This window comes from Acinetobacter sp. CIP 101934, assembly GCF_000369585.1.
Classification (GTDB): Bacteria; Pseudomonadota; Gammaproteobacteria; order Pseudomonadales; family Moraxellaceae; genus Acinetobacter; species Acinetobacter schindleri.
Genome location: NZ_KB850094.1, coordinates 192,860 through 216,694, shown reverse-complemented (window position 1 = coordinate 216,694; position 23,835 = coordinate 192,860). Strand labels below are relative to the sequence as shown.

Here is a 23,835-nt window from a genome sequence, read left to right as displayed (position 1 = left end):
CTAACTTGTCTATTCCATCTAATTGGCTTTTTGTCAGGAGCTTATATTCATGCGCCAATCTACGGTTAAATTCATTGCAAAAACAGCAGCCCTGAGTACTGCTATTGCTGGCGTAATGTTGCTCTCTGGCTGCTCTAAAAAAGAAGAAAGTGTAACGCTGAATATCGGTTTCCAAAAATATGGCGTCCTTCCAATCTTGAAAGAACGCGGCACGTTGGAAACTGTATTAAAACAACAAGGCGTAAATGTGAAATGGGTGGAATTCCCGGCAGGTCCACAATTACTTGAAGGTCTGAATGTAGGCAGTGTGTTTTTTGGTGAAGCCGGTGAAGCACCGCCAATCTTTGCTCAGGCAGCCAACTCAAATCTGGTGTATGTCGCAAACCAACCTGAAGCACCTAAGGCTGAAGCTCTGATTGTACAAAAAGACTCAAATATTCAGTCCGTCCAGGACCTGAAAGGCAAACGTGTCGCACTCAACAAAGGCTCAAATGTTCATTATTTACTATTAAAAGTCCTTGAAGCCAATAATCTGAAACTCAGCGATATTGAAGTGGTGTACCTGCCACCTTCTGATGCACGTGCCGCTTTTGAGCGTGGAGCGGTTGATGCCTGGGTGATCTGGGATCCATTCTTTGCGGCAGCAGAACATCAGATTGGTGCACGTGTGATTGCAACTGGTGAGAATATCGTGAGTAATCATCAGTTCTATCTGGCTGATCGTAAGTTCGCTGAAGCGAATCCACAGATCATTGATGCGGTAGTGAATGAGCTGAACCTGACTACTGAATGGGTATCTAGCCATCAAGATGAGGCAGCGAAACTTCTAGAAAAACCAACAGGCTTGGCATTTGACGTATTGAAAACTTCAATTTCACGTATGGGCTTTGGGGTAAAACCGCTCACACCAGAGGTGGCGCAAAAACAGCAGCAGGTTGCTGATGCCTTCTATGGCCAGCAACTGATTCCAGCAAAACTGAATATTCAATCAGCAATTTTAACCAAATAAATCATAGGAAAATATCAGGGGATCTAATAATGACTCAACATCAGCGACACAACAAAGCAATCACATGGTTCAAGACCTCCAGTCATGCTATGAATGCCGCATTAGTTGCTTGTGCGATGTTGGGTTCAAGTGCCGCTTGGGCAGTTGATCCGTCAGTGAAACAGCTTCGTGTAGGCTACCAAAAAGCTTCGGTAAACCTGGTCATTGCACAACAGCAAAAGCTGCTTGAACAGGAATTTCCAAATGCAAAAATCAGCTGGAACGAATTTCCAGGCGGACCACAAATTTTAGAAGCATTAGCTGTAGGTTCTATTGATATCGGTGCGACTGGAGACACTCCTCCTGTCTATGCTCAAGCTGGTAATAAGCCATTGCATTATTTTGCTTATGAAACTGCAAAACCGCTCTCTTCTGCCATTCTGGTACAACACAATTCCAAAATTACCAAACTGAGCCAGTTAAAAGGTAAGCGTGTCGGCGTTCATCGCGGTTCCAGCTCGCATTATTTACTGGTCCAGGCAGTACGTAAGGCAGGTTTGCAATGGACCGATATCCAGCCAATCTGGTTAAGCCCTGCGGATGCACGCGCAGCTTTCCAGAAAGGTGCGATTGATGCCTGGGCAATTTGGGACCCGTACTATGCTGCAGCGCAAGTAGAAGATAAAGCCAGAGTCTTAGCTTCAGGGAAAGGCTTAAGCCCCAATTATACCTTCTATCTGGCTTCAGAAAATTTAATTAAAAAACACCCGCAAGCATTAAAAGGAATTATCAAACAGGTCAATGTTGCAGATAAATGGGTACAGCGTCATAAAGCTGAAACTGCAAAAATCTTTGCGCAAAGTACTGGCTTAACACCAATTGTCAGCCAGACCTTTATCCAGCGTCGTCCTAATCCATCTGGTGCTGCACCGCTCACCAAGAAAGTGATTGCCGACCAGCAAGAACTCGCGAACCGTTTTAGCGAACTCAAGATCATTCCAAAATCTATCAATATTCAGCAAGCCGTTTGGGCAGGCAAATAATTCAAGGATCAAAGACATGAAAATTTTCTGGTTTATTCCGACACATGGTGACAGCCGCTACTTAGGTACCAGCAAAGGTGCACGCCAGGTCGATCATGCCTATATGAAACAGATTGCAGTTGCGGTCGATAACCTGGGCTATGAAGGTGTACTGATTCCAACAGGCCGTTCATGTGAAGATCCATGGTTAACCGCAGCCAGCCTGATTGACGCGACCAAGAAATTGAAATTCCTGGTTGCGCTACGTCCGGGTGTAACGACTCCTGCACTGGCTGCACGTATGGCAGCAACCTTTGACCGTTTATCTGGTGGCCGTGTCTTGCTAAATCTAGTCACTGGTGGTGATGAGCAGGAACTAAAAGGCGACGGCGTGTATGAAGATCACGAAACCCGCTACAAGACTGCAACTGAATACACGACAATCTGGCGTGAAATCCTGAAACGCTCTCACACGGGTGAAAGCTTCACTTTCCACGGTGAACGCTTAAGTGTAGACGATGCAAAATTGCTCTATCCACCTATTCAAGAACCTCATCCTCCACTGTGGTTCGGCGGTTCTTCAGATGCTGCGATTGAACTTGCAACAGATCAGGTTGACACTTACCTGACTTGGGGTGAACCACCTGCAGCAGTCAAAGAAAAGATTGAAAATGTCCGTGCCAAAGCTGAGGCGAAAGGCCGTAAGCTTAGCTACGGTATCCGTTTACATGTGATTGTTCGTGAAACCAATGAAGAAGCATGGAAGGCCGCAGAAGAGCTGATCCAGTATGTAGATGATGCAACCATTGCAGCAGCGCAGGCAAAATTCAAGCAAATGGATTCAGTCGGTCAGCGTCGTATGGCTGAACTGCACAACGGCGACCGTAGCAAACTTGAAGTCTCTCCAAACCTTTGGGCAGGTGTCGGTCTGGTACGTGGTGGCGCAGGTACAGCACTGGTAGGTGACCCTGAAACTGTCGCAGCACGTATTCAGGAATATGCTGACTTGGGTATCGATACCTTTATCTTCTCAGGCTACCCACATCTGGAAGAGTCGATCCGTTTTGCTGAACTGGTATTCCCACTTTTACCACTTGAAACCCAGAAAAAATTGACTCAGCCAAACCTGACAGGTCCATTCGGTGAAATTGTGGCGAATAACTACACACCAGATGAGAACAAGAAAGCTGCGAGTGTTCAGGAGCCAGCTTAATGTCGAAAGTCGTTTCTGTTGAAACCATCGCAGAAAAGAAGGTTTCACGTGGAACACAACTCAGGCAGCGTTTGCTGCCCTGGTTAGTTCCCATTGGATTAATTTTGATCTGGCAGATCGCGTCTAGTACCGGCCTGCTGGAAAGCCGAATTTTACCTGCACCGAGTGCAGTCATCGCCGCATTCTGGGCTCTGCTGATGAGTGGCGAACTCTGGACCCATGTAAAAGTCAGTGCTGGCCGTGCCCTGAGTGGTTTACTGGTGGGTGGGGGTTTGGGGCTGCTTCTAGGTTTACTCAATGGTTCATCCAAAGCTGCCTCTACCCTGTTCGATACCACTTTACAGATGATCCGGAACATCCCTGCCTTGGCCTTAATTCCACTGGTGATTTTATGGTTCGGCATCGATGAATCAGCCAAGCTGTTTCTGGTCGCCATCGGCGTGTTCTTCCCGATCTATATCAATACCTATCATGGCATTCGCTCAGTCGATCCGCAGCTGATCGAAATGGGTAAAAGCTATGGGCTCACCCGTTGGCAACTGTATAAAGAAATTATTTTACCAGGCGCAATGCCTTCGATTCTGGTGGGTTTACGTTTCTCGTTAGGTTTAGTGTGGGTACTGCTGATTGTGGCTGAAACCATTTCTGCACAGTCCGGGATTGGTTATATGACCATGAATGCACGTGAATTCCTGCAAACCGATGTGGTACTGGTCGGTATTTTACTGTATGCCCTACTTGGCAAACTGGCGGATGTTCTGGCGGTTGCCTTGGAACGTTTCCTGCTGCGCTGGCATGCTGGCTATCAAAAATAAATGAATAATATTGAGGAGCATGTGATGACTGATCTCAGCTTAGGGCGTCTCGCCAATGACCAAACTGCACCACAAGACTATGCTGCGGCAGATATTGATCCTCATGCAGTCATCGGTGCCGAAATTATTATTGAACAGCTGCATAAGTTCTATGGCTCGGTCAAGGTTCTGGAAGATCTGGATCTGCATATTCAGCCGGGCGAATTCCTGGCAATTGTCGGTCGTAGTGGTTGTGGTAAAAGTACCCTACTGCGTCTGATTGCCGATCTGGAAAAACAGAGCTACGGCGAAATCAAGTTCAAGTCAGCACGTCATATTCGTGAAGGTATTACTGCGGACGATATCCGGGTGATGTTCCAGGATCCGCGTTTGTTGCCATGGCGGAGCATTGAACAGAATGTGCAATTGGGCTTGCCGAAAGGTCAGCATGCCAATGCATCAAGCATGCTGGAGAAAGTCGGCTTAAAGGAAAAAGCAGGGCTATGGCCATCGCAACTGTCGGGTGGTCAGCGTCAACGTACAGCCTTGGCACGTGCTTTATCCCATAAACCACGTATCCTGCTCTTGGATGAACCATTAGGTGCCCTGGATGCCTTGACCCGCCTTGACATGCAGAACCTGATCGAGAAGTTATGGACTGAACAGGGCTTTACTGCGATCCTGGTGACTCATGATGTCAGTGAAGCCGTACAGTTAGCAGATCGCATCATCCTGCTGGACAAAGGTCATATTGCCAAAGAGTTCCGTGTCAACTTGCCACGTCCACGTCAGAAAGGAATTCAGTTTGCTGAACTGGAACAGCAAGTTCTGAATGCCGTACTGGCAACATAAAAAGAAACAAAACCCGGACTTAGCTCCGGGTTTTCACTTTGAAGGATAGATAATTCTTAGAATTTCATCAAAATTAAAATTACAGTCCATCTTAAAAATAAAATGTCATGAATCTGACATTAATTAAACTGATTTCTCAATAACAAAAGGCTTCAAAATAATTTAAACATTTTCAAAAGCTTGATTTTTATACTGGGATTCGCTAGTTTTGTAAGGATTACATAGTTGATCTACAGAATAAATCATCATTATTCAAAAAATTAGACTTCTACTTTGTGCACAAATCTGATGATTTGCCGTACAATTCAATATTCCCTTTTTTAATTGTTTTTATATTGCTGATGGAACAAAAAAAGAGTACTCAAAAGCGCAACCAGCTGCTCAGTGCCGCTCTAGACGTTTTTTCCCTATATGGTTTTAGTGGGGCAAGTCTGGACGAAATCGCACAAATTGCAGAAATGCATAAATCTAATATTTTCTATTACTATGAAAATAAAGAAGCTCTCTATGTAGAAGTGTTAACCACCGTACTGCAAAAGTGGCTTGCACCGCTGCAAATGCTTGAAGCCGAGCTAGAACCGGAAGAAGCGATCACCAATTATCTCATGCAGAAAATTGAAGTATCACGCACGCAACCGAAAGCATCTCGCCTGTTTGCATTGGAAGTGATCCAGGGGGCACCACATATTCTGGAAATTCTGAAAGGTCCACTGAAAAAACTGGTGAAACGTAAAGCTAAGGTGATCAGTAACTGGCAGGAACAGGGCAAGATTTCTAAAGATATTGACCCTGAACTGCTGATCCTGAATATCTGGGCAGTGACACAGAACTATGCCGACTTTGCTATACAGATGGAAATGGTGACCGGCAAAACGCTGCGTAACCGTAGCATGCAGCAGCGTGTGATTCAGCACACTGTACATATGATGCTTTACGGTGTACTACCACGTCCTGAACAAAACGCATAAGTTTTGCTTGGCATACGACCATAGTCATTATGGTCGCCGATCCGGTCTTTGACCTTATTCTTATTTTAACATCTGATATAAAAATAACAGTTTTTGCGCGCCTAACAATAAGTTTTCCTCCCAGTCGAGATGCGCTGTGTCATTGGCACCATCGGTAATGTATTTTACAGAAATCAGGCGTACGCCGAGTTTCTTGCATACCTTGGCCAGTGCATAGCCTTCCATGTCGACCAGTTGGCAGGGCACTTTCGGTTGTCCTGTTTCGAAGCTATCTCCGGTTCCGCAAATACCCTTGGGCAAATGATCAAAGAAAGGCTCAAGCTCGATTGCTCCCGGGAAATGCTGATCCATCGGGGTTAAGCCGACGTCAAAACCGAGTGGTGAAACATCCATATCGCGCTGCACAAAATGGCTGACTTCGACCAGGGCATGCGCATCAAAATGCGAACTGCCTGCCGTACCTAGGTTCAATAAAGTCTTGCAGCCTGTGTTCTGAATCACTTCAAAGGCTTTAAAGGCTGCGTTGACTTTGCCAATACCGCTATAATGCACATCAATACCTTGTGCTTCAAATAAGCCTTTGGATTCATTGGGCAAAGCCATAATCAGTGCATGTTCAGACATTGGGTTTCCATATCAATTTTAAAATACTGGACTATTAAAAGATAAACAGGTGAGCGCTGCAAATAAAAATCGATTTCTGCTCAGCAGAAAATGGTTTCTCCCCTGTCTGCTATAAACCTGTTTAAACTGCCAGAAAAATAGAGATAGCTCTGATTATTAGAGAGCTAAGGAAGCAGGAAATATTGATTAATTTTTATTTTATTCAGCCGATTAAGTTCTAGGCTAAAGATTTTTAAATAAAAGATATTGCATAAAAACACAACAACAAGACGAAACGTAAAGATTATGGCAATATATAGCCTCTTCGAATTTCCAAGCACCTGATTCGCCCATGAAGCTGCTCCGTCTAAATGCCTTATCGTCTCGCACAGAGTTACCTAAAACGGTGGTTACCATTGGTAATTTTGACGGTGTACATTTAGGTCATCAGGTCATGATCAAACAGCTGAAAGCCGTGGCGGAACAGCAACAGCTGAAAAGCGTGGTCATGATCTTTGAACCGCAGCCACTGGAATATTTCAAAGGCTATGAGGCCCCACCCCGTATATCATCTTTACGCGAAAAGGTGGAATACCTGACTGAACTGGGTGTGGACTATATTGCGGTGGCGAAATTTGATGAAAGTTTCCGTAGCCTGAATGCAGAACAGTTTGCCGATATTCTGAAAGATAAACTGAATGCCGAGCATCTGGTGTTGGGTGATGATTTCCACTTCGGTAAACACCGTCAGGGCAATAGCGAATTCCTGCGTAACTATGGTTTTCAGGTCACCAATCTGGATACCGTACAACTCGACGGCGAACGTGTCAGTTCGACCCGTATCCGTCAGACACTACAAGCAGGCGATCTTGCCCTGGCTGCCAAACTCCTGGGGCGCCCTTATAGCATTACCGGGCGGGTACAGTATGGTGACCAGATTGGCCGCACCATTGATTTCCCGACCATTAATGTGCGCTTAAACCGTCATAGACCGTGTTTGCAGGGTATTTATGGCGTGGAAGTGGTGTGTGAAACCGAATCTTTAAAAGATAAAGCTATAGCTGATGATGCAAGCAAAACAGGCATTGCTGGCTATGACCCCACCGGTCTGTTTGGCGCCGGACATGTCGGGACCCGTCCGGCCATTCAGCAGGAACAACCAGAATGGCGATTAGAAGTACATTTCCCTGATGTTTCTGCTAATCTGTATGGCCTGTTGATGCGGGTGACATTCTTAAACTATTTGCATGGCGAAAAGAATTATCCTTCGCTTGAAGCCCTAAAAGCCGGAATTGATGACGATGTCGAGAAACTACTTGAGTTTCGTCGAAATCACCCCACATTTCCCTTTTAATCCCCCATATTTTTATTGTAAAACGTGTCTGTCAAATGACAGATTGAATTGGAAGACAACTTGCATGAGCGATAAGCAAACTCCTGAAAATGCAGTGGATTACAAAGCCACGCTAAACCTCCCAGGTACTGACTTTGCAATGAAGGCAAATCTGGCAGTACGTGAAGCGAAATGGTTAGAAGAGTGGTATGCCGACAACATTTATCAGCAGATTCGTGCGTCGCGTATTGGCAAGAAAAAATATGTACTTCATGACGGCCCTCCGTACGCAAACGGCCAAATCCACTTGGGCCATGCAGTCAATAAAGTCTTAAAAGACATCATTATTAAAAGCCGTGTCATGGATGGCTTTGATGCCCCATATGTACCGGGCTGGGACTGTCACGGTCTTCCAATTGAGCTTAAAGTTGAAGAAAAAGTCGGTAAAGTCGGCGTGAAAGTCGATGCGTCTACCTTCCGTAAAGCTTGCCGTGAATATGCCTACACCCAAGTTGAATTACAAAAGAAAGATTTTGTACGTATGGGTGTGTTCGGTGATTGGGACAATCCGTACCTGACCATGAACTTCAAACAAGAAGCGGATATTGTTCGCTCACTGGGTGCAATCGCAAAAGCTGGTCATATCGAACCAGGTCTGAAACCGGTCAACTGGTGTCTGGACTGTGGTTCATCTCTGGCTGAAGCTGAAGTTGAATACGAAGATAAAAAATCGGATGCAATTGACGTCGGTTTCACCGTTGTAGATTTAGCTGATTTATCTGCACGTTTAGGCGTAGAAGTCACTGACCGTACTGATATCGTGATCTGGACCACAACGCCTTGGACGCTTCCTGCGAACCAGGCCGTTGCCCTGCATGCTGAAATTGAATATCAACTGGTGAAAGCACGCGGCGAAGAAAAAGAACCACAAAACTTTATCCTGGCGAAAGATCTGGTGGAATCTGCAACTGAACGCTACGGTTTTACCACTGTTGAAGTCATTGCTGATTTTGCCGGTAGCAAACTTGAGCACCTGGTTCTGCAACATCCACTGATTAACGATCGTCAAGTGCCTGTAATCTTGGGCGAACACGTGATTGCCACCAGTGGTACCGGTGCAGTACATACGGCGCCTGGCCATGGTGTGGACGACTATAAAGTTGGCTTGCTGTACAACCTGAAAGTAGAAAATCCAGTCGGCGGTAACGGTGTGTATTTACCAACGTCTCCGCTGTTTGCTGGCGAGCATATCTACAAAGCCAATCCGCAAATTATTGCTGCATTAGCAGAGGCCAACAAGCTTTGGGCACATCAGCCAATCAAACATAGCTACCCGCACTGCTGGCGTCATAAAACCCCAATTATTTTCCGTGCGACACCACAATGGTTTATTAGCATGGATGCCAAAGGCTTACGTCAAGGTGCATTGAATGCGATCGAAAACGAGATCAGCTTTGTGCCGGACTGGGGTAAAAACCGTATCCAGGCGATGATTGAAGGCCGTCCAGACTGGTGTATCTCTCGTCAACGGACCTGGGGTGTGCCAATTCCGTTCTTCGTGCATAAAGATACCAATGAATTGCATCCACGTACGCCTGAACTGATCGAAGAAGTCGCTAAACTGGTTGAACAGGAAGGTATTGATGGTTGGTACAACCGTGATGCACGCGAGTTCATCGGTAATGATGCTGAACAGTACAATGCGGTACGCGATACCCTGGACGTATGGTTCGACTCGGGTACAACGCACTACGCTGTATTACGTGAACGTGAAGAACTGCAAGATCCTGCGGATCTTTACCTTGAAGGTTCAGACCAACACCGTGGCTGGTTCCAGTCTTCGTTGTTAACCTCGATTGCCATCAACGAACGCGCACCATATAAAGGCTTGCTGACGCACGGCTTCGTGGTGGATGAGAAAGGCCGCAAGATGTCGAAATCGTTGGGTAACATCATTACCCCACAAGACATCATTAAAGATATGGGTGCAGACGGTTTACGCTTCTGGATCGCATCGGCGGACTACCGCTATGAAATGACTGCGGGTAAAGAAATCTTTAGCCGTGCATCAGATGGTTACCGTCGTATCCGTAACACACTGCGTTTCTTGCTTGCCAACTTGAATGGCTTCAAACCATCAACTGATGCGCTTCCTGTAGATCAATTGATCGCGCTTGATCAATACATCCTGCAACGTGCAGCTGAAGTACAGAAAACTGTTCAGCAAGCTTATGAAGATATGAACTTCCATATCGTAACCAATGCCTTGACCAATTTCTGTATCAATGACCTGGGTGGTTTCTATCTCGACATCATCAAAGACCGTCAATACACCACCAAAGCTGATTCTCAGGCACGTCACTCTGCACAAACTGCACTGTACCATCTGGTACAGGCATTCGTACGCTGGATGGCACCGATCTTGAGCTTTACTGCACAAGAAGCTTGGCCACTGATTCCTGAGCAGTCAGAGAAATATGTGTTCACTGCTGAATGGTATGACATTCCAGCCGCATCTACTGCGAACTTGGTGACTGAAGCTGAATGGCAAACGCTGATTTCGGTAAAATCTGCAGTGAACAAGTTTATTGAAGCGGCGCGTACTGAAAAAACAGTGGGTTCGAACCTGTCTGCCAAAGTTGAACTTTGGGCTGCTGCCGAGTTGAAAGCGGTATTGGACAAACTGGGTGATGAACTGCGTTTTGTACTGATTACCTCTCAAGTGATCGTGAGTGACTTTGAGGCTGCCCAAGGTGAAGCATCTGATCTGGAAGGTCTGAATGTGAAAGTTTCTGCAGCAGACGGCGAGAAATGTGTACGCTGCTGGCATGTACTTCCTGATGTAAACACACATGCATCACACCCAGGCTTGTGTGGCCGCTGTATCATCAACCTGCCGACAGGCCAAGGCGAAGAGAGAAAATATGCCTAATCCACAAGAGAAAAAGGGCTTATTCCAGTTCTATCCTCACAACTTGTGGTGGTTAGGTCTGACTATTGTTTCAATTATTCTGGATCAATGGACCAAATGGATTGCGACCACTAGTCTGAATTACGCAGATCCAGTACCTGTCCTGCCCTTTTTAAATTGGACATTACTGCATAACTATGGCGCAGCCTTTAGTTTTCTGTCCGATGCCGGTGGATGGCAACGTTATTTCTTTACTTCGCTGGCAGGAGTAGTGTCTGTGATTTTCGTGTTCTGGCTGATGCGTATGCCAAAGAACATGAAAGTTTTACCTTTGGCCGTTGCCCTGATTCTGGGCGGTGCCATCGGCAACCTGATTGACCGTGTTTCTCTCGGCTATGTAGTCGATTTTATTCATGTTTATTATCAGAATAGCCACTTCCCTGCCTTTAACCTTGCAGACAGTGCCATTACGTTAGGTACTATTTTAATGCTGATTGACACCTTCTTCTTAGAAGGAAAACGCAACCAACAGCAGGCGAAATAACATGACTGATTTTATTAATCCTAACGAGGAAACTCGTATTGAAGCTGGCTCTAAGGTTGAGCTTCATTTCTCAGTAGCCATTGAAAATGGTGTTGAAATTGACAATACCCGCAGTCGTACTGAGCCGGTAAGTTTGGTGATGGGCGATGGCAGCTTGCTACCAGGCTTTGAAAAAGCGCTGTTCGGTTTACGCGCCGGTGACCGTCGTACCGTAAGTCTTCCTCCTGAAGATGCTTTCGGTCCATGGAATCCTGAAAACGTACAAAAATTTGATACTGTGAAATTTGGCGAACGTCCAATTGAAGGTCATATGATCGAGTTTGAAGACAAAGCGAAACAAAGCCTGTATGGCGTGGTGAAAACCGTCGGTGATGACATCACTGAAGTGGATTTCAACCACCCGCTAGCTGGCAAGAATATTACTTTTGAAGTAGAAATCTTTAAAGTAACCCCAGCCGGTCAACAAGGTGTGAAATTGATGTAAGCATTATTTCAAGACAAAGCGCCTTCGGGCGCTTTTTTTAGTGCAGATATCAAGATACAAATCATGCCTATTCATCCTTGCTTATTCTGATTAATTTAAATTGAGTGAAGCAATGACAGGATAATAAGATGAAGATTTACATCATTGTAGGCAGTATTCGCGAAGGACGTGTAGCGATCAAAGTAGCTGACTGGATCTTTAAACAAATTAAAACCTATCACTTCAGTACATTGGAAGCTGAAATTGTCGATCTGAAAGAATGGGACCTGCCGATGTTTGCTGGCGCACATCCTCCACTCACCGGTATTTATGACCAGCCTAAACAACAGGAATGGGCTGATTTCATTGCACTCGCAGATGCCATTATTTTTATCAGCCCGGAATATAACCATGGCTACAGTCCAGCCCTAAAAAACGCCCTGGATTATCTGGGTAAGGAATGGCAAGGCAAACCGGCGGCTTATGTCGGCTATGGTGCGACCAACGGTTCGCGCTCTATCGATCAGATCCGTCAGGTTGGTACGCAGCTTGGTTTAGTGGATACCAATGCGGTAATCGAAATCCGTGATATTTTTAGTCGTGCGAAGGACTATACCTTTGAAGGAAATGAATTTGATAATAAAACCCTACGAGGTGTAGTAGACAAGCTGATTCAGTACGTCAGTGCATAAGTTGCTGCGGACAGCCACGTCCGTTTTAGCTTACAAGCCAAGCAGAAATCACTGCTATTTGCCTACAAATATACACGCTATATTTAAGTCATCACTGGACAGGATGTCCAATAGCGATACAAGAATAAGAAAAAGCGCATCACAACAGGAAGTTGCCAGATCCGACAGGAGTCAGATCTTCATAGCAAATCCAAAAGGCCTCGACATCCTGTCGAGGCCTTTTACTTCCTGGGTTGTCTATAAGCTTAAATATTCCCGCTCTCTTGCTGCAAATTTCAGCACCACTGTACGCTATGGCGTACAAGTATTGGGGAGAATTGAGGCTATACCAAATCCGGAATTCCTCTTATAGTTAAGACATACAGGACAGGATGTCTTGAAGAATAAAAAACAATAAATGCAGCAGGAAGTTGATCGGTATGACAGGAGTTATACCTTGATAAATGAATCTGGAAAAGCCCTGACAGGATGTCAGGGCTTTTTCTTTTATACCTTTATAAGAAGCATATTTTTACTCTTAAATGAAAAGAGGATTCCTAAGAATCCTCCTATCTATATAAAAATTATGACTTAAAGCGCTGTGACCTTTAACAAACGTGCCTGAGGACCATCTTCAATCACCCAGATGCCCCCATCCTGAGCCTGTACTGCGCCACGAATCCGTGCTTTCATATCGAGCCGTTGAACTTCTTTGGCAGGTTGCTGCATTGTATCTATAATAATAATTGCCTTGGAAGAAAGACCTGTGGCTATCGCTTTATTTTGCCATTGCGGGAACATTTTTCCGGTATAGAAGTTCAGGTCAGATGGAGAGATTACCGGCGTCCAGTCCAATACAGGTGCTTCAAATTCAGGTCGGGTACTGTGGTCAGGAATTGGCTTTCCATCATAATGATCACCATTTGATACTAAAGGATAGCCATAATTTTTAGCCTTGATAATCTTGTTTAGTTCATCACCGCCCTTCGGTCCCATTTCAATGACCCAGAGCTGCCCTTTGGGATCAAACGCCATTCCCAGAGGATTACGGTGTCCAAGACTCCAAACCTGCTGGGCAATTTCACCCTGATTCATAAAGGGATTATCGGCAGGGATCGAGCCATCATCGTTCAGGCGAATAATTTTACCGGCGTTAGACTTCATATCTTGTGCAGGATCAAACTGTTGACGTTCACCCGAGCTGATCCAGAGCTTGCCATCCGGCCCGAATACAATTCGGTGTCCATAGTGGCCCTGCCCCGAAGAAAATTTAGGAACCTGAGTCCAGATTTTTTCGATCTGGGTGAGCTGTGGTGTACTACGCTTCAAATCCAACTTGCCACGAATTACTACTGCGCCATAACCGCCTTGACCCTGTTCAGCATAGCTCAGATAGATCCATGGGGTATTGGCGAAATCAGGATGTAATGCGACATCTCCCAAGCCGCCCTGACCGCCATAAGCCACTTTTGGGGTGCCTTTAATTACAGTCTTTTTCTTGGTTTCTGGATCGAATAAATACAGTCTGCCTTTACGCTCGGTAACCAATAGATGACCATCCTTTAAAGGTGCTATCGCCCATGGTTCATTAAACTCGGCAATATTATTAACCTTATAGGCTTGCTGTACTTGAGTGGAAAAAGGTGTAGTTACAGTTTCAGAAGTAGAGTTTGCCGCTTCCGGACTCTTATTCAGTTCCTGTGACGTCTTGTTCTGTGCATGACAGGCAGTCAGGCTATAAGGGATAAAGCCTAAACACAACATTGCTGCGAGATGAACCTGTTTCATTGTTATTCTACATACTTATTAAAACGAATAACTTACAATTTAGCATCTCAAACGCTCACTAAAAGCATAAAAAGGTTAACAATCGTAAACGAAAATAACCCTAGCTTGCGCCGATAAGTCTTAACTATATTGAAACTATCCATTGATACAGGCTGAATTACATTAGATTTTCACCTGATAGATCTGTTGGCCCGCAGTTTTCAGTAAGCAATCAATTGATCAGATCTCTCCCATAAAAAAACACCCCCTTCTATTGAAGGGGGTGTTTAGAATAATGAGCTGGCGATGACTTACTCTCACATGGGTAATCCCACACTACCATCAGCGCTAAGAGGTTTCACTTCTGAGTTCGGGAAGGGATCAGGTGGTTCACTCTTGCTATGGTCGCCAGCACAACTGGTATGACTTTGCGTTTGGTCTTATTCGCTTTGCATTGCTGCTTTGCTTGCCGTTGCTTGGTCAAATGAGTTTAACAGATAATATCTGAGTCGAATTGTATGTTCTAGCGTTAGCTGAATCAAGTATTTCAAGACCGTTTGGTCTTTAATGAATCAATCTCTGCTCACTGCTTGCGCAGTTCGTACAACAACTGTTTGGGTGTTGTATAGTCAAGCCTCACGAGCAATTAGTATTGGTCAGCTTCATGTATCGCTACACTTCCACATCCAACCTATCAACGTCGTAGTCTTCAACGGCTCTTTAGGTGACATAAAGTCACAGGGAAATCTTATCTTGAGGTAGGCTTCCCGCTTAGATGCTTTCAGCGGTTATCCCTTCCGAACATAGCTACCCGGCGATGCGACTGGCGTCACAACCGGTACACCAGAGGTTCGTCCACTCTGGTCCTCTCGTACTAGGAGCAGATCCTCTCAAATTTCCAGCGCCCACGGTAGATAGGGACCGAACTGTCTCACGACGTTCTAAACCCAGCTCGCGTACCTCTTTAAATGGCGAACAGCCATACCCTTGGGACCTGCTTCAGCCCCAGGATGAGATGAGCCGACATCGAGGTGCCAAACACCGCCGTCGATATGAACTCTTGGGCGGTATCAGCCTGTTATCCCCAGAGTACCTTTTATCCGTTGAGCGATGGCCCTTCCATACAGAACCACCGGATCACTAAGACCTACTTTCGTACCTGCTCGACTTGTGGGTCTCGCAGTTAAGCGCGCTTTTGCCTTTATACTCTACGCGTGATTTCCGACCACGCTGAGCGCACCTTCGTACTCCTCCGTTACTCTTTAGGAGGAGACCGCCCCAGTCAAACTACCCACCAGACATGGTCCTCGTCCCGGATAACGGGACAGAGTTAGAACCTCAATATTACCAGGGTGGTATTTCAAGGACGGCTCCATGGCAACTAGCGTCGCCACTTCAAAGCCTCCCACCTATCCTACACAAGTAAGATCAAAGTTCAATGTCAAGCTGCAGTAAAGGTTCACGGGGTCTTTCCGTCTAGCCGCGGGTACACCGCATCTTCACGGCGATTTCGATTTCACTGAGCCTCTGCTGGAGACAGCGCCCCCATCATTATGCCATTCGTGCAGGTCGGAACTTACCCGACAAGGAATTTCGCTACCTTAGGACCGTTATAGTTACGGCCGCCGTTTACTGGGGCTTCGATCAATAGCTTCGCTTGCGCTAACCACATCAATTAACCTTCCAGCACCGGGCAGGCATCACACCCTATACGTCCACTTTCGTGTTTGCAGAGTGCTATGTTTTTAATAAACAGTTGCAGGGGCCTGGTTTCTGAGGCTGCCAACAGCTCAAGGAGCAAGTCCTATCACCGCCGGCAGCGTACCTTCTCCCGAAGTTACGGTACCATTTTGCCTAGTTCCTTCAGCAGAGTTCTCTCAAGCGCTTTGGTCTACTCGACCTGACCACCTGTGTCGGTTTCGGGTACGATTCCTGTTTAACTGAAGCTTAGAGACTTTTCCTGGAAGTATGGTATCAGCCACTTCACTGTACAAGTACAGCTTGCTATCAGTTCTCAGCATAGAGTACCCCGGATTTGCCTAAGATACATGCCTACAACCTTCCACCTGGACAACCAACGCCAGGCTGACTTAACCTTCTCCGTCCTCTCATCGCATTAAACAGAAGTATTGGAATATTAACCAATTTCCCATCGACTACGCCTCTCGGCCTCGCCTTAGGGGTCGACTCACCCAGCCCCGATTAACGTTGGACTGGAACCCTTGGTCTTTCAGCGAGCGGGTTTTTCACCCGCTTTGTCGTTACTCACGTCAGCATTCGCACTTCTGATACCTCCAGCAGACTTCTCAATCCACCTTCATCGGCTTACAGAACGCTCCCCTACCACTTGCAATAAATTGCAAATCCGCAGCTTCGGCATATAGTTTTAGCCCCGTTACATCTTCCGCGCAGGCCGACTCGACTAGTGAGCTATTACGCTTTCTTTAAAGGGTGGCTGCTTCTAAGCCAACCTCCTAGCTGTCTATGCCTTCCCACATCGTTTCCCACTTAACTATAATTTAGGGGCCTTAGCTGGCGGTCTGGATTGTTTTCCTCTTGACTACGGACGTTAGCACCCGCAGTCTGTCTCCCGGATAGTACTCATTGGTATTCGGAGTTTGCATCGGTTTGGTAAGTCGGGATGACCCCCTAGCCGAAACAGTGCTCTACCCCCAATGGTATTCGTCCGAGGCGCTACCTAAATAGCTTTCGGGGAGAACCAGCTATCACCGAGTTTGATTAGCCTTTCACCCCTATCCACAAGTCATCCCCTGGCTTTTCAACGACAGTGGGTTCGGTCCTCCAGTCAGTGTTACCTAACCTTCAACCTGCTCATGGATAGATCACCCGGTTTCGGGTCTATACCCAGCAACTAAACGCCCTATTAAGACTCGGTTTCCCTACGGCTCCCCTATACGGTTAACCTTGCTACTGAATATAAGTCGCTGACCCATTATACAAAAGGTACGCAGTCACCACTTGACGTGGCTCCCACTGCTTGTATGCATGCGGTTTCAGGATCTATTTCACTCCCCTCACAGGGGTTCTTTTCGCCTTTCCCTCACGGTACTGGTTCACTATCGGTCAGTCAGGAGTATTTAGCCTTGGAGGATGGTCCCCCCATATTCAGACAAGGTTTCACGTGCCTCGCCCTACTCGACATCATCATATCAGCCCTTTCGTGTACAGGACTATCACCCACTATGGTTGCACTTCCCAGAGCATTCCACTAAAACTGATATGACTTAATGGGCTGTTCCCCGTTCGCTCGCCGCTACTGAGGGAATCTCAATTGATTTCTTTTCCTAGAGGTACTGAGATGTTTCACTTCCCTCCGTTCGCCTCGTATGACTATGTATTCATCATACGATACCTGGCTTATACCAGGTGGGTTTCCCCATTCAGACATCTCCGGATCACAGGATATTTGCCGCCTCCCCGGAGCTTTTCGCAGGCTATCACGTCTTTCTTCGCCTCTGACTGCCAAGGCATCCACCACATGCACTTAATTACTTGACTATACAACCCCAAACAGTCGCTAGTACCTACAAGTAGTACTATCAACATTACAGTTTAGAGCTTCGTGAACTTAATCACTGTACAGCTTCAATTAGATTCATATACCAAAACGCTTGATTCAGTTTAATCGCTAGAACTCATTTCATCCAACTTTCACAATTGCTTGTTAGGTTGTTTAAAACGAGTTTGAACAAATTATTTCAACTCAAATATATTCTGTTAATGATTCACTGTATCCTCGTCGGACTACAGTCAACTGTGATAAATCACAGAGCTTAATAACAATGCCGCGCATTATACGCAACTTAATCACTAAGCTCTATAAGCTATCAGTTCGTTTGCTTAATGTTTAACTCATTGCATCGCAATGAGTGGTGGAGACTAGGAGAGTCGAACTCCTGACCTCCTGCGTGCAAAGCAGGCGCTCTACCAACTAAGCTAAGTCCCCAGCTTATCATATAGGATTCAATGTTCTGATTTTCTGCTTTACTCTGCAATTGCTTGCTTCGTCAGTAGTGGTGGGTCTGACAAGACTTGAACTTGTGACCCCACGCTTATCAAGCGTGTGCTCTAACCAACTGAGCTACAGACCCTCAGATACATCGTCATGAAGAACAACTTGTTGTGGATTCTTACCAATCGTCAATCTTTCGTTAAGGAGGTGATCCAGCCGCAGGTTCCCCTACGGCTACCTTGTTACGACTTCACCCCAGTCATCGGCCACACCGTGGTAAGCGTCCTCCTTGCGGTTAGACTACCTACTTCTGGTGCAACAAACTCCCATGGTGTGACGGGCGGTGTGTACAAGGCCCGGGAACGTATTCACCGCGGCATTCTGATCCGCGATTACTAGCGATTCCGACTTCACGCAGTCGAGTTGCAGACTGCGATCCGGACTACGATCGGCTTTTTGAGATTAGCATCCTCTCGCGAGGTAGCAACCCTTTGTACCGACCATTGTAGCACGTGTGTAGCCCTGGCCGTAAGGGCCATGATGACTTGACGTCGTCCCCGCCTTCCTCCAGTTTGTCACTGGCAGTATCCTTAAAGTTCCCGGCATTACCCGATGGCAAATAAGGAAAAGGGTTGCGCTCGTTGCGGGACTTAACCCAACATCTCACGACACGAGCTGACGACAGCCATGCAGCACCTGTATCTAAGTTCCCGAAGGCACCAATCCATCTCTGGAAAGTTCTTAGTATGTCAAGGCCAGGTAAGGTTCTTCGCGTTGCATCGAATTAAACCACATGCTCCACCGCTTGTGCGGGCCCCCGTCAATTCATTTGAGTTTTAGTCTTGCGACCGTACTCCCCAGGCGGTCTACTTATCGCGTTAGCTGCGCCACTAAAGCCTCAAAGGCCCCAACGGCTAGTAGACATCGTTTACGGCATGGACTACCAGGGTATCTAATCCTGTTTGCTCCCCATGCTTTCGTACCTCAGCGTCAGTATTAGGCCAGATGGCTGCCTTCGCCATCGGTATTCCTCCAGATCTCTACGCATTTCACCGCTACACCTGGAATTCTACCATCCTCTCCCATACTCTAGCTTTCCAGTATCGAATGCAATTCCTAAGTTAAGCTCAGGGATTTCACATCCGACTTAAAAAGCCGCCTACGCACGCTTTACGCCCAGTAAATCCGATTAACGCTCGCACCCTCTGTATTACCGCGGCTGCTGGCACAGAGTTAGCCGGTGCTTATTCTGCGAGTAACGTCCACTCTCTTTAGGTATTAACTAAAGGAGCCTCCTCCTCGCTTAAAGTGCTTTACAACCAAAAGGCCTTCTTCACACACGCGGCATGGCTGGATCAGGCTTTCGCCCATTGTCCAATATTCCCCACTGCTGCCTCCCGTAGGAGTCTGGGCCGTGTCTCAGTCCCAGTGTGGCGGATCATCCTCTCAGACCCGCTACAGATCGTCGCCTTGGTAGGCCTTTACCCCACCAACTAGCTAATCCGACTTAGGCTCATCTATTAGCGCAAGGTCCGAAGATCCCCTGCTTTCCCCCGTAGGGCGTATGCGGTATTAGCGTTCCTTTCGGAACGTTGTCCCCCACTAATAGGCAGATTCCTAAGCATTACTCACCCGTCCGCCGCTAGGTCAGTTACCGAAGCAACCTTCCCCGCTCGACTTGCATGTGTTAAGCCTGCCGCCAGCGTTCAATCTGAGCCATGATCAAACTCTTCAGTTTAAAATCAATAGTGCTTTATTCAAAACACCAAATCTTGGCTCATCAATTTTCTGACATCAATTTCTCAAATAAACTTCGAGTAATTTCTACCATTAATCAATGAAAATAATTTCGATCAATCAACCAGTAAAAATCCACACAAGTTGTTCTTCATAATCTCTTAATGATCTTTCTAACACCTCGTCAGTGCCAGAAGCTGGACTCAAAACACCGGATAACTCAGCGTCTCGCTTCGTTCATCACCGTGTATCTCGTCGGTATGGGTGCATTCTAGAGGATTTCAGAATCATTGCAACCCCCAATTCACTATATTTTTCACGTATGTATCTTTTTTCTACGAAAATCACTAAAAAATCGCTTTTTTATCTAAAATTTAACCATTTTTTTGAAATAAAACCTGTATTCAGTGCAATTCATTTTAAAACGGTTATTTTCATTAAGACTTAATAGCTCTCAAAAAATTACTAAATCTTAATAAGACTGTGAAATTTCAACTCTGTATTCAGAATTTTTCAAAACTTGCTTATATCAGCTTACATATTTTGTTATTTTCTATCCGACTAATAGATATAGGTGCTATCAGGAAAGTCAGTTTGCTGCTTTCATAGCGACTTCTTTTTCTAATCCCAAGTTTTAAAAAGTCAAAATAGTCGAATCAGCCGTATTCAGCTTTATATAAGTTACGAAACCTGACTTTTAATATCTATATAAAGCCAAAGAGAATATTAAGATAGCTAAGCTACGTATTGGCGATACTTATGTCCCACCCAGTGATGCATGACTTCTTCAATCACTTCTTTCTTACCTTTATAGTCCTCAGCAGCAAATAACAATTTAGCCCGACGAGGTAACCGCTCTTTGACTAAGGAAAAGAGAAGATAGTGTGATGCGAGATCGAGTTGCTGTAATAAAGTATATGCCTGTTTAAAAGATTTCTGTTTCTGCTCAGGCGTATCGTATTCAAATAGAAAACGTAAAATAAAATCAATTTCCTGATCAAAAATATCCTGAGTCCGATAGTGATACATAAACACTGCTTACCCTCTTATTTTAAATTTCTAGATCTTCTTTGAGACCTGATGTGATCAGCATACTGATAACTTTCTGGATGTCAGTATCTATCCGGCGATCTGTAGTGGATTTAAAGCAAATAAAAAATTTGATTTTTAAAAGATAATATAGAAAGGAAAAGTGGAGTTTTTCAAATAAAAAAGGAAGAGATCTCTCCCAAAATCTCTCCCTCGGAATTGAATCTTTACCCGATCCAGTATGTCATTATTATAGTTATTTGCTTCAGTATCTTAAAAAAAGTCTCTTGGGGAAGAGACTATAAGTTGTGGAGTTATTTATTATTACCACTACCCTCTAGATGTGCTTAAAGCGAATTCTCTAGATGAATAAATCTTATACATAATAATAGGGAAACGCAAGGGATTCGGCAAAATTTAACTCTTGTTTTTATAAGGTTTTTTTTGAATTTGCTTATTTGATTTTTGAATATAGAGTCATATAAAAAAAAGCAGGCCGAAGCCTGCTTTTAATTCAATAACTTAGAAAGTGTCTTAATCAACAAAGGTCACTTTTGCAATCGCTTTTTTGCTCGCCTGAACAATCAAAGTCACGTTTTCTTTCACAGAAAAAGACGTATCAACTGGTTGCCAGTCTACTTTTACTGCACCACGACCCAGCGCATCTTTGGCTTGTGCCGAGTTTTTAGTCAGACCCGCTTCACGCAGGATTGAAGTAATAAAGATTTCACCACCGAACTCGCTTAATGAAATGGTTACTTCCGGTGTGCCTTCAGGAAGTTCACCCTCAGTAATGATATTACCCGCGCCTTTATGTGCATGCGCAGCAGCCTCACTTCCATGGAAACGTTCAACCAGTTCCAGTGCAAGAATGCGTTTCACTTCCTGTGGATTACGACCTTCTTCAATCTCTTTCAGCAATACCTGAATTTCCTCTACAGATTTGAAGCTAAGCAAATCGAAATAACGTTCGATCAGTGAATCCGGCATTGACAGTACTTTCTGGTACATCGCACCTGGCGCATCAAATACGCCAATATAGTTACCTAAAGATTTAGACATTTTATTAACGCCATCTAAACCTTCAAGAATTGGTACTGTAATACAGACTTGTGCTTCCTGGTCATAACGACCTTGAAGGGTACGACCCATTAACAGGTTAAAGGTCTGGTCTGTGCCACCCAGCTCTACGTCCGCTTCTAGTGCTACTGAATCATAACCTTGTACCAATGGATACAGGAATTCATGAATCGCAATCGGTTGCTGATTGTTATAACGTTTTGTGAAGTCATCACGCTCAAGCATACGGGCAACAGTTTGCTGTGATGCCAGTTGAATCAGATCAGCAGCAGTTTTTTGTGCAAACCATTCCGAGTTAAACACCACTTTGGTTTTGTTTGGATCAAGAATTTTAAATACTTGTTCTTGATAAGTTTTAGCGTTTTCTAAAACTTGCTCTCGCGATAATGGTGGACGTGTTGCACTTTTGCCGGTTGGATCACCGATCATCGCAGTATAGTCACCAATCAGGAAGAAAACTTCGTGGCCCAGGTCTTGGAACACTTTTAGCTTATTGATCAGTACAGTATGACCTAAGTGCAAGTCAGGTGCAGTGGGGTCAAAACCCGCTTTAATTTTTAGTGGACGATTCTGCTTTAATTTCTTTAGAAGATCTTCTTCAGAAATAATTTCGTGTGTGCCTCGTTGGATGAGGGCAAGTTGTTCTTCAGCCGGCAGGAAATTTGACATCACAAAACCCAAATACATCAGTTATTCAATTTGTGCGATATACTAACACTTTTTCAGCATATTGCAGGCTTAAGAATAACCATGACAGCGATCTATATTGGGGTAATGACCGGCACAAGCATGGATGGTGTCGATATTGTTGCTGCTTCTTTTGATCCACTCCAGCTTCATGCCACCCTCACCCTACCTTTTGATCATGATCTTCGTGATGAATTGATGGCGCTCACACTACCAGGCGATAATGAAATTGACCGCATGGGTAAAGCAGATGTTGCGCTGGCACAGATGATTGGTCATGGTATTAATGCGCTGATAGAAAAAAATAAGCTGGATCGCACACAAATCAAAGCCATTGGCTCACATGGACAAACTATTCGCCACCGTCCTGAACATGGTTTTACCCTGCAGATCGGTGATCCAAACATTATTACTGAAATTACCCAGATTCCAGTGATTTCCGATTTCCGTCGCCGTGACCTGGCAGCTGGTGGCCAAGGTGCACCGCTAGTTCCGGCTTTCCATCAGGATATTTTTCAGCATGACAGTATTCACCGGGTGATTCTAAACCTGGGTGGTATTGCCAATGTCAGTATTCTACCTGCCGGTCAGCCAGATCAAGTCTATGGCTTTGATACCGGTCCAGCCAATATTCTGATGGATGCCTGGTGTGAGCGTTATACCGGCCAGCCTTTTGATGAAAATGGCAACTGGGCAGCCTATGGTACACCCATCCGTAGCCTATTAGATCGTTTACAGGAACATGCATTTTTCTCCAAAGAACCCCCAAAAAGTACCGGCCGTGAAGACTTTAACCTAGAATGGCTGGATGAACAGATTGCCGACTGGCGCAGCAGTCTAGAATATGATGAGCTGGAAGATACTCCAGAAAATGTTCAGGCGACGCTCATGAAGCTCACCACACGTGCCATTAAAAAAGCGATTTATCGCTCTGGTCTGGATACAGGTGAAGTCTATGTTTGTGGAGGTGGTGCTTATAATTCACATCTACTGGAACAGCTGCGCTGGCGTTTGCGTAAACATCACTGGAGTGTGCAAACCACAGCTGATTTAGGCTTAAATCCAACATGGGTCGAAGGCACTGCCTTTGCCTGGCTGGCGATGCGCTTTATGAATCAGCTGAGTGGCAATCTGCCAGCTGTGACCGGGGCTTCAGGCTATCGTGTGCTCGGTACGATTACAGCAGTTTAATCTCCTGAA

At 45.4% G+C, this 23,835-nt stretch carries 16 protein-coding genes, 2 tRNA genes and 3 rRNA genes; 12 read left to right on the top strand and 9 right to left on the bottom strand.

Features of this window, described 5'->3' with window-relative positions:
* Positions 1-49: 49 nt before the first annotated feature.
* From F899_RS01525 to F899_RS01500, 6 genes are all read left to right on the top strand, one after another.
* Entirely contained in the window at positions 50-1,009 is a 960-nt protein-coding gene (locus F899_RS01525; RefSeq protein ID WP_004890938.1) for a sulfonate ABC transporter substrate-binding protein, read from the top strand.
* Positions 1,010-1,038: 29 nt separating this feature from the next.
* Entirely contained in the window at positions 1,039-2,031 is a 993-nt protein-coding gene (locus F899_RS01520; protein WP_004890941.1) for a sulfonate ABC transporter substrate-binding protein, read from the top strand.
* Positions 2,032-2,047: 16 nt separating this feature from the next.
* Positions 2,048-3,223, top strand: a complete 1,176-nt coding sequence (gene ssuD / locus F899_RS01515; protein WP_004890944.1) for an FMNH2-dependent alkanesulfonate monooxygenase — start codon at positions 2,048-2,050, stop codon at positions 3,221-3,223.
* The gene (gene ssuC, locus F899_RS01510) at positions 3,223-4,038 is read left to right on the top strand and encodes an aliphatic sulfonate ABC transporter permease SsuC (RefSeq protein ID WP_004890947.1); all 816 of its coding nucleotides are present in this window, start codon (positions 3,223-3,225) and stop codon (positions 4,036-4,038) included. The genes ssuD and ssuC overlap by 1 nt, the downstream gene beginning before the upstream one ends.
* A 24-nt stretch (positions 4,039-4,062) precedes the next feature.
* On the top strand, positions 4,063-4,869 hold the full coding sequence (locus F899_RS01505; RefSeq protein WP_004890950.1) for an ABC transporter ATP-binding protein: 807 nt from the start codon (positions 4,063-4,065) through the stop codon (positions 4,867-4,869).
* A gap of 332 nt (positions 4,870-5,201) precedes the next feature.
* Positions 5,202-5,837, top strand: coding sequence for a TetR family transcriptional regulator C-terminal domain-containing protein (locus F899_RS01500; protein ID WP_171058634.1), 636 nt, complete (start codon positions 5,202-5,204; stop codon positions 5,835-5,837).
* A gap of 60 nt (positions 5,838-5,897) precedes the next feature.
* On the opposite strand, the gene F899_RS01495 is transcribed toward F899_RS01500, so the two are convergent.
* Positions 5,898-6,461 (bottom strand): 5'-methylthioadenosine/S-adenosylhomocysteine nucleosidase family protein, encoded by a 564-nt coding sequence (locus F899_RS01495; protein WP_004890952.1) that lies wholly within the window; start codon positions 6,459-6,461, stop codon positions 5,898-5,900.
* 331 nt (positions 6,462-6,792) lie between these two features.
* Between F899_RS01495 and ribF the strand changes: the two genes are divergently transcribed.
* The 5 genes from ribF to F899_RS01470 all read left to right on the top strand — a co-directional run bounded on the left by ribF (position 6,793) and on the right by F899_RS01470 (position 12,383).
* A complete protein-coding gene (ribF, locus tag F899_RS01490) occupies positions 6,793-7,794 on the top strand; it encodes a bifunctional riboflavin kinase/FAD synthetase (protein WP_004890954.1) in 1,002 nt (333 codons plus the stop codon).
* 64 nt (positions 7,795-7,858) lie between these two features.
* Entirely contained in the window at positions 7,859-10,705 is a 2,847-nt protein-coding gene (gene ileS / locus F899_RS01485; RefSeq protein WP_004890956.1) for an isoleucine--tRNA ligase, read from the top strand.
* On the top strand, positions 10,698-11,228 hold the full coding sequence (gene lspA, locus F899_RS01480; protein WP_004813944.1) for a signal peptidase II: 531 nt from the start codon (positions 10,698-10,700) through the stop codon (positions 11,226-11,228). Before ileS ends, lspA begins: the two co-directional genes overlap by 8 nt.
* Position 11,229: 1 nt before the next feature.
* Complete coding sequence (locus F899_RS01475; protein ID WP_004890959.1) at positions 11,230-11,712, top strand: FKBP-type peptidyl-prolyl cis-trans isomerase; 483 nt, start codon at positions 11,230-11,232, stop codon at positions 11,710-11,712.
* A 128-nt stretch (positions 11,713-11,840) separates the two neighbouring features.
* Complete coding sequence (locus tag F899_RS01470; protein WP_004890962.1) at positions 11,841-12,383, top strand: NADPH-dependent FMN reductase; 543 nt, start codon at positions 11,841-11,843, stop codon at positions 12,381-12,383.
* A gap of 570 nt (positions 12,384-12,953) precedes the next feature.
* Here F899_RS01470 and F899_RS01465 read toward each other — a convergent pair.
* From F899_RS01465 to tyrS, 8 genes are all read right to left on the bottom strand, one after another.
* Positions 12,954-14,150, bottom strand: a complete 1,197-nt coding sequence (locus F899_RS01465; RefSeq protein ID WP_004890965.1) for a PQQ-dependent sugar dehydrogenase — start codon at positions 14,148-14,150, stop codon at positions 12,954-12,956.
* A gap of 277 nt (positions 14,151-14,427) precedes the next feature.
* Positions 14,428-14,542: ribosomal RNA gene (gene rrf / locus F899_RS01460) — 5S ribosomal RNA — on the bottom strand.
* Positions 14,543-14,754: 212 nt separating this feature from the next.
* Positions 14,755-17,648: ribosomal RNA gene (locus F899_RS01455) — 23S ribosomal RNA — on the bottom strand.
* A gap of 372 nt (positions 17,649-18,020) precedes the next feature.
* Positions 18,021-18,096: transfer RNA gene (locus F899_RS01450), tRNA-Ala, on the bottom strand.
* A 68-nt stretch (positions 18,097-18,164) separates the two neighbouring features.
* Positions 18,165-18,241 (bottom strand) — tRNA-Ile (locus F899_RS01445).
* Positions 18,242-18,302: 61 nt separating this feature from the next.
* Positions 18,303-19,840: ribosomal RNA gene (locus F899_RS01440) — 16S ribosomal RNA — on the bottom strand.
* The 16S, 23S and 5S rRNA genes sit together here with 2 tRNA genes alongside, the layout of an rRNA operon.
* Positions 19,841-20,574: 734 nt before the next feature.
* Positions 20,575-20,868 carry a hypothetical protein gene (locus F899_RS01435; protein ID WP_008306955.1) on the bottom strand — a complete coding sequence of 98 codons (294 nt, stop codon included), beginning with the start codon at positions 20,866-20,868 and terminating at the stop codon, positions 20,575-20,577.
* Between the two features lie 534 nt (positions 20,869-21,402).
* Entirely contained in the window at positions 21,403-22,635 is a 1,233-nt protein-coding gene (gene tyrS / locus F899_RS01430; RefSeq protein ID WP_004813954.1) for a tyrosine--tRNA ligase, read from the bottom strand.
* A gap of 63 nt (positions 22,636-22,698) precedes the next feature.
* Between tyrS and F899_RS01425 the strand changes: the two genes are divergently transcribed.
* Entirely contained in the window at positions 22,699-23,826 is a 1,128-nt protein-coding gene (locus F899_RS01425; protein WP_004897500.1) for an anhydro-N-acetylmuramic acid kinase, read from the top strand.
* Positions 23,827-23,835 lie beyond the last annotated feature (9 nt).

Coding starts and splice junctions, on each gene's coding strand:
- tyrS (WP_004813954.1), bottom strand. CDS start 22,635: ATGTATTTGGGTTTTGTGATGTCAAATTTCCTGCCGGCTGAAGAACAA.
- ssuC (WP_004890947.1), top strand. CDS start 3,223: ATGTCGAAAGTCGTTTCTGTTGAAACCATCGCAGAAAAGAAGGTTTCA.
- F899_RS01435 (WP_008306955.1), bottom strand. CDS start 20,868: ATGTATCACTATCGGACTCAGGATATTTTTGATCAGGAAATTGATTTT.
- F899_RS01525 (WP_004890938.1), top strand. CDS start 50: ATGCGCCAATCTACGGTTAAATTCATTGCAAAAACAGCAGCCCTGAGT.
- F899_RS01425 (WP_004897500.1), top strand. CDS start 22,699: ATGACAGCGATCTATATTGGGGTAATGACCGGCACAAGCATGGATGGT.
- F899_RS01470 (WP_004890962.1), top strand. CDS start 11,841: ATGAAGATTTACATCATTGTAGGCAGTATTCGCGAAGGACGTGTAGCG.
- lspA (WP_004813944.1), top strand. CDS start 10,698: ATGCCTAATCCACAAGAGAAAAAGGGCTTATTCCAGTTCTATCCTCAC.
- F899_RS01520 (WP_004890941.1), top strand. CDS start 1,039: ATGACTCAACATCAGCGACACAACAAAGCAATCACATGGTTCAAGACC.
- F899_RS01475 (WP_004890959.1), top strand. CDS start 11,230: ATGACTGATTTTATTAATCCTAACGAGGAAACTCGTATTGAAGCTGGC.
- ileS (WP_004890956.1), top strand. CDS start 7,859: ATGAGCGATAAGCAAACTCCTGAAAATGCAGTGGATTACAAAGCCACG.
- F899_RS01495 (WP_004890952.1), bottom strand. CDS start 6,461: ATGTCTGAACATGCACTGATTATGGCTTTGCCCAATGAATCCAAAGGC.
- ssuD (WP_004890944.1), top strand. CDS start 2,048: ATGAAAATTTTCTGGTTTATTCCGACACATGGTGACAGCCGCTACTTA.
- F899_RS01465 (WP_004890965.1), bottom strand. CDS start 14,150: ATGAAACAGGTTCATCTCGCAGCAATGTTGTGTTTAGGCTTTATCCCT.
- ribF (WP_004890954.1), top strand. CDS start 6,793: ATGAAGCTGCTCCGTCTAAATGCCTTATCGTCTCGCACAGAGTTACCT.
- F899_RS01505 (WP_004890950.1), top strand. CDS start 4,063: ATGACTGATCTCAGCTTAGGGCGTCTCGCCAATGACCAAACTGCACCA.